This window comes from Serratia sp. HRI, assembly GCF_010119335.3.
GTDB classification, from domain to species: Bacteria; Pseudomonadota; Gammaproteobacteria; order Enterobacterales; family Enterobacteriaceae; genus Serratia; species Serratia nevei.
This window is the reverse complement of the sequence record NZ_CP083690.1, coordinates 4,317,504-4,333,184: the sequence shown is the minus strand read 5'-3', so window position 1 is coordinate 4,333,184 and position 15,681 is coordinate 4,317,504. Positions and strand designations below refer to the sequence as shown.

Sequence of the window (15,681 nt, the reverse complement as noted above, 5' to 3'; positions counted from 1 at the left end):
CCGCCCTTTCGGGCGGCTTTTTTATGCCTGAGAGAGACGCTGCGCCACCCACTGCTGCAACTGGCGGCGCGAAATCTTGATGCCGCCGTTTTTCAGCTCGTCAGGCAGCGGAAGCAATGCCGTCGGGCGTTGGAAATTGGCGAGCTTATCCTGCGACCAGGCGAGCAGCGTCGCCAGCGACAGCGACGGATCGCCGTCGATCACCGCCACCGGCCGCTGGCCGAACTCGGCATCCGCCACCGGCACCACAAACGCCTGCGTGATCTGCGGATGCGCCGCCAGCACGCGTTCGATATCCTCCGGCTGCACCCCTTCACCGCCGCTGAAGAACAGGTTGTCCAACCGGCCGAGAATACGCAGTTCCCCCTCGGCCATCGCGCCGCGATCGCGGGTCGCAAACCAGCCCTGTTCATCGGCCAGCGGCTGCAGATGCCCATGACGCCAGTAGCCGAGCGCCAGGCTCTCGGCGCGGATCCAGACTTCTTCGTCCACCAGTTTGATCTCGCGGCCGCCGAGCGGCAGGCCAACGCCCGGCCGCGCATCGGCGCGCTTGGCGCACACCGTGGAAGCCAGTTCGGTCAAGCCGTAGCCGCACCAGCAGCGGATCCCCGCCTCCTCCGCCCGCTCGGTCAGTTCCACCGGGATCATCGCGCCGCCGAGCAGCACCGCCTTCAGCGTCATGCCCGCCAGCGGTTGCGCCAGCAGCCGCCACAGCTGGGTCGGCACCAACGAGGCATGCGTGCATCCCGCCAACGCCTCGTTCAGCGGGTGCATCTCGCGCACCGCCAACCGGGCGCCCGCCGCCAGCCAGCGCCAGACAATGCCCTGTCCGGAGACGTGAAACAGCGGCAATGACAGCAGCCAGCAATCCTCGCGCTGAAACGCCATCAGCTCCAACACCCCGGCGGCGCTGGCCAGATGGTTGGCGTAGCTGTGCGCGGCCGCTTTCGGCATGCCGCTGGAACCGGAGGTCAACGTCAGCGTCGCCAGACGCTGCGCATCCCACGTCGGCAGGTCTGGCCAACGCGGCTCGGTCGACGGCGGGGTCAATCGAATCACGTCTTCCGGCAGCAGCGGCAACGAGTCCGGGCCGAAGACAAAGGTCATATCCAATTCCGGCAACAGCTGCGCCAGCAGCGGCGTCGGCAGGGCGGGATTGAGCGGCAACAGGCGTGCGCCGCACTGCAACAGCGCCAGATAGGCCAGCAGCAGTGGATAGCTGTTTTTACCGCACAGCGCCACGCCGCAGCCCGGTTCAACGCCCTGATGCTGGAAATCCGCCGCCAGCTCATCCACCTGGCTTTGCAACGCCAGCCAGCTCAGCGGTTGTTCGCCGAGCATCAGCGCCGTCGCCTGCGGCTGAGTGCGCGCCCAGTGTCGCCACGGCCAATCGTTCAACGGCGCCATAGGCACTCCAACGCCGAGACATCCAACAGCGGCAACGCGCTGCCCGGCCACGGGCGCAGCACCTGCGCCTGCATCAACCCCAGCGTGTCCAGCCCCGGCACGGTGTCCGGCGTCAGCCAGCGGGCGATGCGCGCCAGCTGGGTTAACCCCAGGCTGGACTCGATGCTGGAACTGATCACCGCCGTCAGCCCCGCCGCATGCGCCTGCGCCACCAGCGCCTGGCAGCGCGCCAGGCTGCCGACCAGCGTCGGTTTGATCACGATGGCTGCCACGCCCGGCTCGGCCTGCACCACAAAGTCCGCCTCACGCACGCTCTCATCCCAGGCGATGGCAATGCCGGTCGCCCGGGCGAAATCGCGCGATTCATCACGGGTCTTGCAGGGCTCTTCCAAAAAGGCGATGCGATCGCGCCACGCCGGGTTGACGTATTTGGCGAAGCCGTCGGCTTTGGCGCGGGTCCAGCTGCGGTTGGCATCCAACCGCAGCCGAAGATCCGGCAGCGCCTCCAGCAGCACGTTGACGATCATGCCGTCGCGCACCGCTTCATACAGCCCCACCTTCACTTTCGCGACTTTCTCGCCCGGCAAGGCGCTCAATATCTCGAACAGCTCGTCCGGATCGCCGGTGCACAGCGGCGCCTTGCGGAAATCCGCCTGCGTCGGCAAACGCTGCTCCAGCTCGGCCTGCGCGCAGCTAATCCCAAAGGCCACCGAGGGCAGCGTGCTGTCATCCGGTTCGTTGCCCGCCAACCAGGCCTGCAGCCAGTCCAACGCGGCCTGTTCGGCCTGCGCCGACGTTTCCCGGCTGAATTCCGGCAGCGGCGCGATCTCGCCCCAGCCTTCACGCTCGCCCTGACGCAGCTGCACCACCCATCCGTCACGCGTTTTCAACCGCTGATTGCGCAGCACCACGCCCGCCTCCATCGGCAGGCTGTAACGGTAAAGCGCCGCGCTGCGGTTTACCCCGCTCATTACGGGTTACGCTTGAATTTGCTGAAGTCCGGCTGACGCTTCTCGTTGAACGCGTTGCGCCCTTCCTGCCCTTCGTCGGTCATGTAGAACAGCATGGTGGCGTTGCCCGCCAGCTCCTGCAAACCGGCCTGGCCGTCGCAGTCGGCGTTCAGCGCCGCCTTCAGGCAGCGCAGCGCCATCGGGCTGTTCTGCAGCATTTCTCGGCACCAGCGCACCGTCTCTTTCTCCAGATCGGCCAACGGCACCACGGTATTGACCAGGCCCATGTCCAACGCGGCAGCGGCATCGTACTGGCGGCACAGGAACCAGATTTCGCGCGCCTTCTTCTGGCCGACGATGCGCGCCATGTAAGACGCGCCCCAGCCGCCGTCGAACGAGCCCACTTTCGGGCCGGTCTGGCCGAAGATGGCGTTATCCGCCGCGATGGTCAGATCGCACATCATGTGCAGCACGTGTCCGCCGCCGATCGAATAACCGGCCACCATCGCCACCACCGGTTTCGGGCAGGTGCGGATCTGGCGCTGGAAGTCCAGCACGTTGAGGTGATGCACGCCGCTGTCGTCGCGATAGCCGCCGTAGTCGCCGCGCACTTTCTGATCGCCACCGGAGCAGAAGGCCTTATCGCCGGCGCCGGTCAGAATAATGACGCCGATGCCATCGTCGTAACGGGCGTTGGCCAACGCGTCAATCATCTCTTTGACCGTTTGCGGACGAAACGCATTGCGCACCTGCGGCCGGTTAATGGTGATTTTGGCGATGCCGTCGGCGGACTTGTGATACAGAATGTCTTCGAAATCGCCGGTGCAATCCTGCCAGACGATGGCGGCATACAGCTGTTCTTCATTCGGATAAAGCATGTTCGGTTCCTTTAACCAGGGTTAACGAGAAAGGTCTGCAGCTCGGCGACGAAATCCTGCGGATTGGCCAGATGCGCGTTGTGCCCGGCCTGCGGCACGATGCGCAACGGCAACCCGGCGTCGCGCGCCAGCCGTTGAAATTTGGGGTCGTTCTCACCGCACAGCACCTGCAGCGGCACGCTCAGTTGGCGCAGCTGCGGCGCCAGATAGGGCTGCCGCCCGAGCGACGTGGCTTCGAGCATGTCGGCGATCGCCGGGCCGCTGTTGACCGAGCGCGCGGCGATCAGCGCCTGACGGTGCACGTGGCTAAGCTCTTTGAACACCGGCTGCTGGTACCAATCCGCCAGGACCTCGGCGATCGGCTCACTGCGAAAACGCGCCGCCCACAGCGCATCCTGTTCGCAGCGCCGGCGGCGCTGCTCTTCGTCCTCCAGCCCCGGATTGCCGCCCTCGACGATCACCCCCTGCAGGCCGGCATGGCGGCCGTGGCAGGCGTGATACATGGCGATGCGCCCGCCGAGCGAGTAGCCCACCAGCCAATAACGTTCGATATTGCGCAGCTGCAGCGTGGCGGCGATCTGCGCGCTGATGTCGTCGAAGCCGCGGCAACTCACCGCCACGGAATCGCCGTGGCCGGGCAGATCGATGGCCATCGATGGCCATTCCGGGCAGCGTGCGGCGATCACCCGCCATTCATTGTTGTTGCCAAGCAGGCCATGCAGCCACACCAGCCACGGGCGGCCCGCTTCGCCCTGTTGCAAAATTCGCGTCGCCAGCATCATTGCACCGCCATCTGTTGCACCAGGTATTGCAGGCTTTCGGCCCCCGCGCTCGGCGTCACCTGCAGTTCGATAAGCGTGGCGCCGCCGCGCCGCCAGCCTTGTTCAACCGCCTGTTGCAGCTGGCTCCAGCTCTCCGGCCGCGCGTAACCCAGTTGGAACATCGCCGCCGCGTGGCTGAACTCGACGTTCTGCGGCATGCAGTAAAAGCGCTGACGATCCTCTTCCGGCGTCGGCAGCAGCGAGAAAATTTGGCCGCCGTTGTTGTTGACGACGATCAGCACCGTCGGCGCCGAGCTCTGGCGCAGCAGCGCCAGCGCATTGAGGTCATACAGAGCGGAAAGATCGCCCATCACCGCCAACGTCGGTCTGGCGGTGGCGCGCTGCACGCCGGCGGCGGTGGAGATCAGGCCGTCGATGCCGCTGGCGCCGCGGTTGCTGAATACCGGGTAGGCGACGGGCAATGGCGTTAACGCGTCGATCAGTCGCACCACCAGGCTGTTGCCGAGAAACAGCTGGCCGTTCACCGGCAGCAGTTCCGGCAGGCGGTGCGCCAGCTGCGCTTCGCCAAAGCTATCGTGCAGATGCGTGGATGCCGCCGTCAGCGCCTTATCCGCCAGCGCGGCCAGCCCGGCGGCCCACGGCGCACGCGGCTGTGCCGGGTGCTGCGCCAACCACTGTGCCACGCCGGCGCGCAGGCGCCGCCCCCGGTGCTGGGCCGGATCGAGCCGCCCCGGCAGCTCGTCGATGACCCAATACTCTTCGGGCCGGCACTGCGCCTGCCACTGCAGCAGGCGTTTGCCGGTCAGGCTGCCGCCGAACTGCACCACCAGTTGCGCATCTTGCAGTACGCGCTGCGCCTGCGGATGAGCGAGCCACAAATCGGCGCAGGGCAGCGGTTGCCCGGTCTGCGACAGCACGTCGCCGATCAGCGGCCAGCCCAGCGTTGCGGCCCATTCGGCCACCTGAGCGCCCTCTTGCGCGCTCAGGCGCCCGGCCAGCACCACGCCGCGTTTCTGCCGCCAGAAGAACCAGTCCGGCTGCGGCAATGGCGCCGCATGCGTCTCGCTTTCCTGCAGCCACGGGCGATCGCTCTGCCACCAGTCGCCCAGCGCGGCGGACCAATCGGCATAGTGACGTTCGTCGCCGCCGTACAGCGGCTCGGCGAACGGGCAGTTGATGTGCAAAGCGCCGTGCTGCAGGCGCGCCATCGCGCTGTCGACGCTGGAGGCCAGCCACGCGGCCGGAATATCCGGGGTAGGACGCGGCAGCTCGATCGCCAGCGTCGGGTGGCTGCTGTAGAGGCCGTTTTGACGGATCGCCTGATTGGCGCCGCAGTCGATCAACTCCGGCGGCCGATCGGCGGTGAGAAACACCAGCCGCTCACCGGTCAGGCCGGCTTCGATCAGCGCGGGATAAAGGTTCGCCGCCGCGGTGCCGGACGTGACGATCACCGCCACCGGCTCACGCGCCGCCTTCGCCAGCCCAAGCGCCAGATGGCCGAGCCCGCGCTCATCAAAATGGGTATGACAGATAAACGATCGGTTGGCCGCAGCGGCCAGCGTCAGCGGTGTAGAGCGCGATCCCGGAGCGATACAAACATGCCGTACCCCATGGCGGGCCAGCGCCTCGAGCAGCACAGCCGCCCACCGGCGATTAAAAACACTTGTCGACATAGTTCGCTCACAAGTCAGTTAGCAGAGATCGTCTCCGGCGCAGCCGACGGACGCCGCGCCTGTAGTTACGCTCTGTATTATATGAGGTGTTATTTTCACGGCTTTTGCGCCAGCGCAAGAACGCCGTATATCCCTGGGTGTTTACACCAGATAATTATTTGATTTAGAACAAAAAACAAACAATAAAAACACAAACACTTTACACTTGCGGCGGCGCCGGCTCAATCCGTCCATACAAAAACAAGGGAAATAGAGGCGCTCCGACGACGGCTAGCGGGAAGTATAGGCGGGATAAGGGAAAACCAGCGGGGAAACAGCGAGATGAACAACACAGTCTGCAGAAAAGCACGAGGCGACCTACGCCGCCCCGATGCCGTCATTTATTTACGGGCCAGCAGCAGCCCCAGCACCAGCCCGACGGTGGCGCCGATACCTACGCTGTGCCAGGGTTTATCCCGCACGTAGTCGTCGGTGCGGTGCACCGCTTCTTTGGCGCGCGCGTAGTAGGATTCACCGGTGTTCGCCCAGCGCGCCTTGACCTCACTCAGCGCCTGCTCGGCGTGCGACTTGATGTCGACGTAAGCCTGATCCGCGCGATCGCCGGTGTATTGCAGCACTTCTTCCAGCGTCTCGGTCAGCATTCTCAGATCGTCATCCAGCGTAGTTTGCTCCGCATCCGTATGTCTTGCCATCGTGAGATCTCCGTGGTTGAAAAATTAAGCGTTCCTACACTATAGACAAGGATCGCCGCCTGCGGCCATCAGACTTTTACCCTAAAACACCAATTGCACCTTGGCGGCCTGGCGCTTATCGCCGGCAAACTCCAGCGCCTGCGCCAGCTGCCCGCTGGCGAACTCCGCCGACAGCAACGGCAGCGGATCGACCACGCCGTCGGCCAGCCACGCCACCGCCAGCGCAAACTCCGCCACGAAGCGGAAGGATCCGAGCAGGTTCAACTCCTTGGCGATCAACAACATCAGCGGGAAATCGGGGAAGCTGCCGCCCATGCCCACCTGCACCACGGTGCCTTTGGCGCGAGTGATCTCCAGGCAGCGCTGCAGCGACTGCGGGTGCCCCGCCACTTCGCAGGCGACGTCGAAATACCCCTTGTCCTGCTGATAATCGCTAACATCGTCGTCCGCGGCATGCAGGCACCGATCGGCCCCCATTTGCCTGGCGATCGCCAGGCAGCGTGGGCTGAGATCGGCACAGACAATCTCGGCGGCGCCCAGCGCTTTCAGCGCCGCCACCAGCAGGCAGCCGATCGGGCCGACGCCGGACACGAAGACCTTTTTTCCCGTCACGTCGCCGGGCTGTTTCGCTGCGTGTATCGCCACCGCCAGCGGTTCGGCGAACACCATCACCCTGTCGTCGCAATCGGCGCCGTAAGGGACACACTGCGCGCTATCCACCACTTTGTATTGGGTAAAAGCGCCGTCAACGTGCGGAAAATACATCGCGCTGCCGAAAAAACGCATCTCGACGCATTGATTGCTTTGCTGCGCCAGACAGTATTTGCACTGCCCGCAGGGTTTGCTGGGATTGAGCGCCACCTTCTGCCCGACCGGCAGCTGCGGTGAATCGCTGGCGACCACCTCGCCGATCACCTCATGGCCCAGCACCATCGGCTGACGCACCTGAAAATTGCCGACCTTGCCTTCCTGAAAGTAATGCAGATCCGAGCCGCAGATACCGCCGCGGCTGATTTTCACCAGCGTTCCCTGCCCCCGGTAATCCACTTCTTGCGCGATCACCGCCACGTCTCGTTTGCCATTGACCACGCAGGACTGGGTTTGAATTTTCATCTCAAGACTCCACGAAAAAAGGTTACACCGCCGCCGACATGCCGCCATCGACAAACAGCAGCTGCCCGTTGACGAAGGCGGAGGCGTCGGCGGCCAGGAACACCGCCGCGCCGATCAGCTCCTGCGGATCGCCCCAGCGCGCGGCGGGCGTGCGTTGGGTCAGCCAGGCGGTGAAGGCCGGATCGTCGGCCAGCGCCTGCGTCATCTCGGTTTTGAAGTAGCCGGGGGCAATGCCGTTAACCTGAATGTTGTAGCGCGCCAGCTCCACGCACATGCCGCGCGTCAGCATTTTCACCGCCCCCTTGGACGCCGCATAAGGGGTGATGGTGTCGCGGCCCAGCTCGCTTTGCATCGAACCGATATTGACTATCTTGCCGCGCCGGCGCGGCACCATGTAACGCGCCACGGTCTGTGACACGATGAATACCGCTTTCTGGTTGACGGCGATGATGTCGTCCCAGTCTTGCTCCGGGAACTCGGTGAAGGGATGACGGCGCTGGATGCCGGCGTTGTTGATCAAGACGTCTATCGCGCCGATGTCCGCTTCGATGCGGTCGATGGCGGCATGCACCGCCTGGGAATCGGTGACGTCGAACGCCGCCGCATCGGCACGCAGCCCCTCTTCGCGCAGGCGATCGGCGGCGTGCCGGGCATGTTCTTCGGTGGTGGCGTTGACCAGAATATGTGCGCCTTGCTGCGCCAGGCCGCGCGCCAGCAGAAAACCGATGCCGCGCGAGGCGCCGGTGATCAAGACGATTTTATTATCCAGAGAAAACAGGTTGTTCATGGTGATTCCCGGCCTTCAGGCCTCCAATCGGACAGGCCTCTATCTCAGCCGATTGTTACCGGTAAAAACGTGATGGAAATCACTGAAAATCATGTTACGAAACCCTGTTACCCTTAACGTGATCTCACGCAGGCAGCACGCGGGTAAAAATCATCTATCCAATTGAAAAGTGGCTATTTTCAATAGAGGCGCATTCATTGTTATCGCCAAATCGATTTGTTAACATACCGCCATCCGCCCTTGCCGCACCGCCCGTGAAGGCCACCGAATGAAACACCCCCGCGTTACGCTACAGGACATCGCACAATTGGCCGGCGTGACCAAAATGACCGTCAGCCGTTTTCTGCGCACGCCGGAAAAAGTGGCGGCCGACACCGCCGAACGCATTGCGCAGGTCATGCGGGAGCTGAACGTCACAGATGCCGATACCGCACAGGCCGGCAGAAAACCGCGCATCGGCGTACTGATCCCCTCCTTCAACAACCAGATCTTCGCCGACCTGCTGGCCGGCATAGAATCCGTTACCCAAGCGCGGGGTTACCAAACGCTGGTGGTGAACTACGATTACAGCCCGCAGCGGGAAGAAGAACAGATCGCACAGCTGCTGAGCTACCCGATCGCCGGGCTTATCCTCACCGACTCTGCGCATACCTTGCGCACAGAGACCTACCTCGGCGCCGCCAAAATCCCCCTCGCGCAGGTGATGGATCTCGACGCGCCGCCGGGGCGGATTGCGGTGGGATTTGATAATGAACAGGCGGGGTATGACATGACCGAAGCGCTGCTCGCCAGCGGCAAACGCCATATCGTTTACTTTGGCGCCATGTCGGACGCACGCGACAATAAACGCTATCGGGGCTACTGCCGCGCCATGGCGTCTCAGGGGCAAACGCCGCGTCAGATCGCGCCGCATCGGGTCTCTTCGGTTTCGATCGGCGCCGACATGCTGGCGATGGCGCGCGAACGTTACCCGCAGCTCGACGGTATCCTGTGCACCAACGACGATCTGGCGGTGGGCGTGTTGCAGGCCTGCCTGCGCCTCGGCGTGCGCGTGCCGCAGGAGGTTGCGTTATCGGGATTTCACGGCCTGGATATTGGCCAGGCGACCACGCCGAGCATCGCCAGCGTGATCACGCCGCGCTTTGACATGGGGAAAACCGCCGCCGAAATGCTGCTGTTGCGGATCGCGGGCGAACCTTGCGCCGAGCGCCACGATCTGCATTACCGCCTCTCACTCGGCGGCACCGTTTGAGCCGGCATTCGGGCCGATCGGCGGCGTAGCGCGGGCTTTTTCGCTGCGCGCCGCCCACCACAGACCGCTGTTTTTCATCGCATAGCCGAACAGCAGGCCCACCAGCAGGGAAAGCGTCACCAGCGGCCAATCGCCGCCGCCGGCGAAGGTCGCGCAGGCGCCGATAAAGGTGCCGGGCACAAACCCCAGCCACTGCTGTTTGGCCTGAATGCACATCAGGAATGCCACGACGCCGGTCAGCAGATACCCCAAGAGATTCCACTGCGGCGCCAGTTCGCTGCCGTGGATGATCGCCATTGCCCAGAAGACGCCGCTGCAGCAGGTCAACGCGCCGATCACCAGCCCTTTCAACCCACCCTGCGGGCAGGCGAAATACGCCGTGCAGCCGAGAAAACCGGCCCAACCGATCAGCCCCAGGCTGACGGCAACCCAGCCCCACACGCCGGAGAGGATCCCGGTAGTAACGGCAATGGCGAAAAGAACGTTCATAAAGTGACCCGCGGCAAAAAGAAAGCGCGCAGTTTACCCGAAAACAGGCCAATTTATGCGATACAAATCACATAATAAATGTAATTAAAGAATTATTAATTATAAAAAATAGATATCCATCACAAAATAATTAGCGAGGGAATCCCACCCGGGACGTCTTCCATGCCAGCAACAGGCACACTGCGCTGCTGCTCAGGAACAGCAAATGAGTCGCCTGACGCAGATCGACGCGATCGACCACCACGCCCAGCAAGATAGGCACCCAGTTGGCGATATAAGCGATAACGTAAAACAGCGAAAGCAAACGCGCATGGCTGGTCGGCGGCGAAATCAGATTCACCAGGGTCGCGCTGCCAACGAAAATGGCGCCGTAAGCATAGCCGGCCACCACCAGCCCCGCCGCCGCCAGCCCCAGTGAATGCCATTGGATCGCCGCGGCGAATACCACCGCCGCCAGCACCTGCGCCAGGCAACCGAACAACAGCGAATGACGGGCGTTAAGACGGCGGCTCAGGATCTGGCTGATACCGGCGATCAACAGATACACCGCAATGGCATAGCCAAAGACGCCCCGCTGGTACATGCCTAACAGCGTTTCCGCCACGCTAGGGCCAATAGCCAAAATGCTGGCGGCCAGGGCCCAACAGATAAACAGCGCCCCGGCACAGACATAGAATTTACCGCCGGTGATACGCAGACCATCAAGCAGCGAGCTTTTTTCTGTCGCAGCCGGCGCAGCATGGGTCGGCGCCGTAACCACGCCACGCGGCCACGAGAACATCACGCCCAACGCAGCCACGGCGGCAATGACCATGATGAAAACGAACGGCAGCGTCGTGGGATGAAAACCGGTCTGCAAAGCGATGCCGCTGAAGATCGGGCCCAGCGCCAATCCTGTGGTAAAGGACAACGTGGCGATCAACGCGGCGTTTTTACCGCCGTCTCGTGGCCCAAAACGCACCAACGCGATGTTTGCCGCACCGGTCAATGCCCCGGTGCCCACCCCGGCCAACAGTCGCGCCATGAGCATCATGGCAAAGGTATCAGCCCGCGCGAACAGCAGCGCACCGCTCAATACCACCAGCAATGCCGGCACGATCATGCTGCGCAAATCCTTCACTTTTCCGGCCAGATTGCCGACGCCGAACAAAGCGATCAGCACGCCGGCGGCGTAGGCGCCGTAAACGACGGTCAGACTGACGGAGCTCAGTGCAAACTGCTGCTGATACAGCGGATAAAGCGGCGTCGGCGCACTGCTGTTCAGCAATGCCGACATCAAGGCCAGCGCCAGGAACAATAAAATGGTCCTGCGCGACGCCTGAGCATTTTGCGGTGCCGCGCTCTGGGCGGCGGTATTTTCTGACATGCTTCAACTTCCAAAGTCGGCAGGCGGCGGCCTGCCATCGATATCTTTTCTCACCCGGCCTGCCGGGAACGGCGCTTATCATAGCGTTGCGGCAAAGGGCGAAGTATCGTCAAGAATGAATCACCCTGATGCATTCTTGCATCACCGGAGAAATAACCGCCGATGAGCAGGCCGTTAACCGTCTTTCTCTCCCCACGGGCGGAACAACACTTTATGATAGAAACCGTTGTCGTTCGCCCGCACCGGCCCGAGCCCCACGGCGCCGACAAATCTGCAGAGAGGAAATGGCATGATGAATTGGGACGACGCGCGCTTCTTTTTGGCCGTTGCGCGCTGCGGCACGCTACGCAAAGCCGCCAGCCAGCTGCATGTCGATCAGGCGACAGTCGGTCGACGGCTGTCCGCTTTCGAAGACGCACTCGGCTCCAAGCTGTTTATCCGCACGCCGAAATCCTTCGCCCTCAGCCCGCTGGGGGAGGAAATGCTGGCGGACGTGATGAAGATGGAAAATGCGGTGCAGGCGATCAACCGTAAAGCCGCCAGCGGTGACGAAAGCCTGTGTGGCAACGTGCGCATCGCCACCACCGACACCCTGGCCGAAGCCTTCGTGATGCCGGCACTGCAAGATCTGCGGGAACGCTATCCGGCCATCACCGTCACGCTGCTGACGGCGGTCAACATCGCCGATATTTCTTACCACGGCGCAGATCTGGCGATCCGCGGTGCCCGTCCCGATGACGATGAGCTGATCATCAAACGGTTACCCACCATCGAAATGGGCCTGTATGCCACCCAGCACTATTTGGCGCGGCGCGGCATGCCGGTCAGGGGCGAGCAGCTGCGCGGCCACGATCTGCTGATGTTCCCGCGCGAGCTGGTGCCGCGACACTGGAACAATTTCTGCGGCGAGGCCCTGCACGAGCCCAACGTCGTGCTGCAATGCAATTCGCAGCTGCTGCTGCGCTCCGCCACCCGCAGCGGACTGGGCATCGGTCTGCTCTCCGCGTTTTTGGCGGACAAAGACCCTGAGCTGGTGCGCCTGTTCCCCGAGAACAAAGACTGGGTGGATATCTGGCTGGTGCTGCATCCCGATTTGCAACGTGCCGCCCGCGTGCGCGCGGTGGTGCAGGCGCTGGAAACGTCGTTTAGCGCCCATTACGGCTGAGTGCCGTTTCCCCATAAAAAAAGGTCGCCGAAGCGACCTTTTTACCGTCTGAAGCGTTATCAGAACGTCGGCTGAGCCATCTGCACCAGCGAAATCAGCGGCTGCGGATAGACGCCCAACAGCAGCACCAGCGCGGCTGAAATCAGCACCACGACGCCACCGGCGGTCAACGCCCAGTTGTTCGGGGTATCGCGCTGCAGCGATTCCGGCGCGCTGAGGAACAGGCTGACGGTCACGCGCAGGTAGTAGTACAGGCCGATGGCGCTGCCTACCACGACTGCGCCGGTCAGCCACCACAGGTGTGCGCTGACGCCCATCGCGATCACGAAGAACTTACCGATAAAGCCCAGCGTCATCGGGATACCGGCCAGCGACAGCATCATCACCGTCATCACCGCGGACAAAATTGGCTTATGCCAGAACAGACCACGGTAAGAGAACAGCGAATCCGCATCCGGGCCGCGGTACGGGCTGGACATCAGGCTGACCACGCCGAAGGCGCCCAGGCTGCTGAACAGGTAACCGGCCAGGTAAACGCCGGCGGTTTCCAGCGACAGCTGGTGGGTTTGCACCGCAATCAGCGCCACCAGCAGGTAGCCCAGGTGAGCGATCGACGAGTAACCCAGCAGACGCTTGATGTTGGTCTGGCTGATGGCCATCAGGTTACCGAACAAGATAGAGCAGAACGCGATGATCGACAGCACCATGCGCAGCGCTTCGTTGTCGGCGGCCGGGGCATACAGGAACAGACGCATCACGACCGCGAAGATCGCGATCTTGCTGGCGGTCGCCAGGAAGGTCGAGACCGGCGCAGGCGCGCCCTGATACACGTCCGGCGTCCACAGTTGGAACGGCACCAGCGACAGTTTGAAGCCCAGACCGACGATCATCATGCCCATGCCGGCCAGGATCAGCGGCTGGTGCATCATGTTTTCCTGCAGGCTCTTGCCGAGGCCGGCCAGCGACAGATCGCCGGATTCGGCATACAGCAGCGCCATGCCGAACAGCAGGAACGACGACGCGGCGGCGGACAGCAGCATGTACTTGATGGCGGCTTCCAGCGGGCGCTTCTGGCGGTAGGCATAGCCCACCAGGCCGAACAGCGGCAGCGAGATCAACTCGATACCGATGAACAGCGAAGCCAGATGGTTGGCGCTCGCCAGCAGGATGCCGCCCATGGCGGCGATCAGCACCAGCAGGTAGAACTCTTCGCGGTTATCCGGATAGCCGACCAGCCACGGATACGCGAAGGTGCAGGTCGCCAGACTCGCCAGCAGCACCAGCCCGGTGTAGAACATCGAGTAACCGTCAACCCGCAGCAGCGGGGTGACGTCCATTGGGCCTGCCTGGCCGACAAAGTACAGCGAAAGCAGCGCCAGGTTGAGACCGATCACGGTCAGGGTGGCGTTGATAAAGTGGTCGCGTCGCCACGCAATGCCTAGCATCACAACCACCACCGTCAATCCGACGATCAACAGCGGCAGCAGTGCGATCAGTTGTTGAGGAGTTATTGTCATGGCGAATTACGGCCTTGTTGTTGAAATTGCTGAAACTGACGAACCAAACCAGTGTTGCACGTTGCTCATCGCCGCGTTGGAAGTATCCAGAATCGGCTGCGGGTAAACCCCCAGCAGAACCAGCAACACCACCAGCAGTAGAATGATGAACAGTTCGCGCGCGGTCATGCCCTGCAGCGGCTGGTCGGATTTAGGCGCACCGTAGTAAGCGCGCTGCATCATGATCAGCGAGTAAACCGAAGCGAACACCAGACCGAAGGTAGAAATCACGGTGATCACCGGCACCACCTGGTAGCTGCCGAACAGAATCATGAATTCGCCGACGAAGTTACCGGTACCCGGCATCCCCAGCGTGGCCACGGCGAAGAACAGCGACAGCGCAGGGATGAACTTGATACGCCCCCACAGGCCGCCCATCTGACGCATGTCGCGGGTATGCAGACGCTCATACAGCTGGCCGCAGATGATAAACATACCGGCGGCGGACAGACCGTGCGCGATCATCTGGATCACCGCGCCCTGGTAAGCCAGTTGGCTGCCGGTGTAGATGGCGATAAGCACGAAGCCCATGTGCGAGACCGAGGTATAGGCGATAAGACGCTTGATGTCGGTCTGCGCGAATGCCATCCAGGCACCGTAGAAGATGCCGATCACGCCCAGCCACATAGCGATTGGCGCAAACTCGTGCGAAGCCTCAGGGAACAGCGGCAGGCTGAAACGCAGCAGGCCGTAGGCCGCCGTTTTCAGCAAGATGCCCGCCAGGTCGACGGAACCTGCGGTCGGTGCCTGGCTGTGCGCGTCCGGCAACCAGCCGTGCAGCGGCACCACCGGCATTTTCACCGCGAAGGCGATGAAGAAGCCCAGCATCAACAGATATTGCACGTTGTGGGACATCGGCGTTTGCAGCAGGTCTTCGTAATCGAATGTCCACACGCCGGTCGCGTTGTAGTGCACAAACACCAGGCCCAGGATCGCAATCAGCATCACCAGACCGCTGGCCTGGGTGTAGATGAAGAACTTGGTCGCCGCGGTGATACGGGTTTTACCGTCCGACGCCTTGTGGCCCCACAGCGCGATCAGGAAGTACATCGGCACCAACATCATTTCCCAGAAGAAGAAGAACAGGAACATGTCGATGGCGAGGAACACGCCGATAACGCCGCCCAGGATCCACAGCAGGTTGAGGTGGAAGAAGCCCTGATACTTCTGGATTTCACGCCAGGAACAGAGGATCGCCAGCACGCCCAGCAGACCGGTCAACACCACCATCAGCAGCGACAGACCGTCCAGCGCAAGGTGGATGGAGATGCCGAAGCGCGGGATCCACGGCAGCAGGAATTCGCTCTGCCACTGCGGAATGCCTTTCGGCGTGGTCAAGGTATAGCCGCCCTGCATCCACAGCTGCAGAGAGAGCGCCAACGTCAGCCCCATTGCGATCAGCGCTATCCAGCGCGGCACCTTAGTACCGAAGCGCTCAAGCTGCCAGCACAGCAGACCGCCGATAAAGGGGATAAGAATTAGCCAAGGTAATAGCATGGCGTTTTGTGTCCCTTATACGAATAATTTCAAACTTTGTACGTAGCGCCTGCCCGGCGCTACGCCCGAAAAAT

14 protein-coding genes are annotated in these 15,681 nt (G+C 62.5%); 2 read left to right on the top strand and 12 right to left on the bottom strand.

The features are described from left to right. Positions 1-21: 21 nt before the first annotated feature. From menE to idnO, 8 genes are all read right to left on the bottom strand, one after another. Positions 22-1,407 carry an o-succinylbenzoate--CoA ligase gene (menE, locus tag GF111_RS20750; RefSeq protein WP_147190606.1) on the bottom strand — a complete coding sequence of 462 codons (1,386 nt, stop codon included), beginning with the start codon at positions 1,405-1,407 and terminating at the stop codon, positions 22-24. Then, complete coding sequence (gene menC, locus GF111_RS20745) at positions 1,395-2,378, bottom strand: o-succinylbenzoate synthase (protein ID WP_060442087.1); 984 nt, start codon at positions 2,376-2,378, stop codon at positions 1,395-1,397. The genes menE and menC overlap by 13 nt, the downstream gene beginning before the upstream one ends. Then, positions 2,378-3,235, bottom strand: a complete 858-nt coding sequence (menB, locus tag GF111_RS20740; RefSeq protein WP_038876382.1) for a 1,4-dihydroxy-2-naphthoyl-CoA synthase — start codon at positions 3,233-3,235, stop codon at positions 2,378-2,380. Before menB ends, menC begins: the two co-directional genes overlap by 1 nt. Before the next feature lie 11 nt (positions 3,236-3,246). After that, positions 3,247-4,017: a 2-succinyl-6-hydroxy-2,4-cyclohexadiene-1-carboxylate synthase gene (gene menH, locus GF111_RS20735; protein ID WP_147190605.1), complete on the bottom strand. Its 771-nt coding sequence runs from the start codon at positions 4,015-4,017 to the stop codon at positions 3,247-3,249. Beyond that, positions 4,014-5,690, bottom strand: coding sequence for a 2-succinyl-5-enolpyruvyl-6-hydroxy-3-cyclohexene-1-carboxylic-acid synthase (gene menD, locus GF111_RS20730; protein WP_147190604.1), 1,677 nt, complete (start codon positions 5,688-5,690; stop codon positions 4,014-4,016). Before menD ends, menH begins: the two co-directional genes overlap by 4 nt. 380 nt (positions 5,691-6,070) lie before the next feature. Next, positions 6,071-6,382 (bottom strand): stress response protein ElaB, encoded by a 312-nt coding sequence (elaB, locus tag GF111_RS20725; RefSeq protein WP_025160172.1) that lies wholly within the window; start codon positions 6,380-6,382, stop codon positions 6,071-6,073. 81 nt (positions 6,383-6,463) lie between these two features. Beyond that, positions 6,464-7,495, bottom strand: coding sequence for an L-idonate 5-dehydrogenase (gene idnD, locus GF111_RS20720; protein WP_060433654.1), 1,032 nt, complete (start codon positions 7,493-7,495; stop codon positions 6,464-6,466). 22 nt (positions 7,496-7,517) lie between these two features. Beyond that, on the bottom strand, positions 7,518-8,282 hold the full coding sequence (gene idnO / locus GF111_RS20715; protein ID WP_038876389.1) for a gluconate 5-dehydrogenase: 765 nt from the start codon (positions 8,280-8,282) through the stop codon (positions 7,518-7,520). A 268-nt stretch (positions 8,283-8,550) separates the two neighbouring features. On the opposite strand from idnO, the gene GF111_RS20710 reads away from it, so the two are divergent. Further along, entirely contained in the window at positions 8,551-9,534 is a 984-nt protein-coding gene (locus GF111_RS20710; RefSeq protein ID WP_038876391.1) for a LacI family DNA-binding transcriptional regulator, read from the top strand. Here GF111_RS20710 and GF111_RS20705 read toward each other — a convergent pair. Both GF111_RS20705 and GF111_RS20700 read right to left on the bottom strand, forming a co-directional pair. After that, positions 9,514-10,023 carry a DUF1097 domain-containing protein gene (locus GF111_RS20705; protein ID WP_038876393.1) on the bottom strand — a complete coding sequence of 170 codons (510 nt, stop codon included), beginning with the start codon at positions 10,021-10,023 and terminating at the stop codon, positions 9,514-9,516. The two genes, GF111_RS20710 and GF111_RS20705, sit on opposite strands and share 21 nt — an antisense overlap. A 130-nt stretch (positions 10,024-10,153) precedes the next feature. Then, entirely contained in the window at positions 10,154-11,389 is a 1,236-nt protein-coding gene (locus tag GF111_RS20700) for an MFS transporter (protein ID WP_047730194.1), read from the bottom strand. A gap of 289 nt (positions 11,390-11,678) precedes the next feature. Between GF111_RS20700 and GF111_RS20695 the strand changes: the two genes are divergently transcribed. After that, the gene (locus GF111_RS20695; RefSeq protein ID WP_162419929.1) at positions 11,679-12,554 is read left to right on the top strand and encodes a LysR family transcriptional regulator; all 876 of its coding nucleotides are present in this window, start codon (positions 11,679-11,681) and stop codon (positions 12,552-12,554) included. A gap of 59 nt (positions 12,555-12,613) precedes the next feature. Here the strand turns inward: GF111_RS20695 and nuoN are convergent, their stop codons facing one another. Both nuoN and nuoM read right to left on the bottom strand, forming a co-directional pair. After that, positions 12,614-14,071, bottom strand: coding sequence for an NADH-quinone oxidoreductase subunit NuoN (nuoN, locus tag GF111_RS20690; protein WP_033635324.1), 1,458 nt, complete (start codon positions 14,069-14,071; stop codon positions 12,614-12,616). Between the two features lie 6 nt (positions 14,072-14,077). Then, entirely contained in the window at positions 14,078-15,607 is a 1,530-nt protein-coding gene (gene nuoM, locus GF111_RS20685; protein WP_025303660.1) for an NADH-quinone oxidoreductase subunit M, read from the bottom strand. Positions 15,608-15,681: the final 74 nt, after the last annotated feature.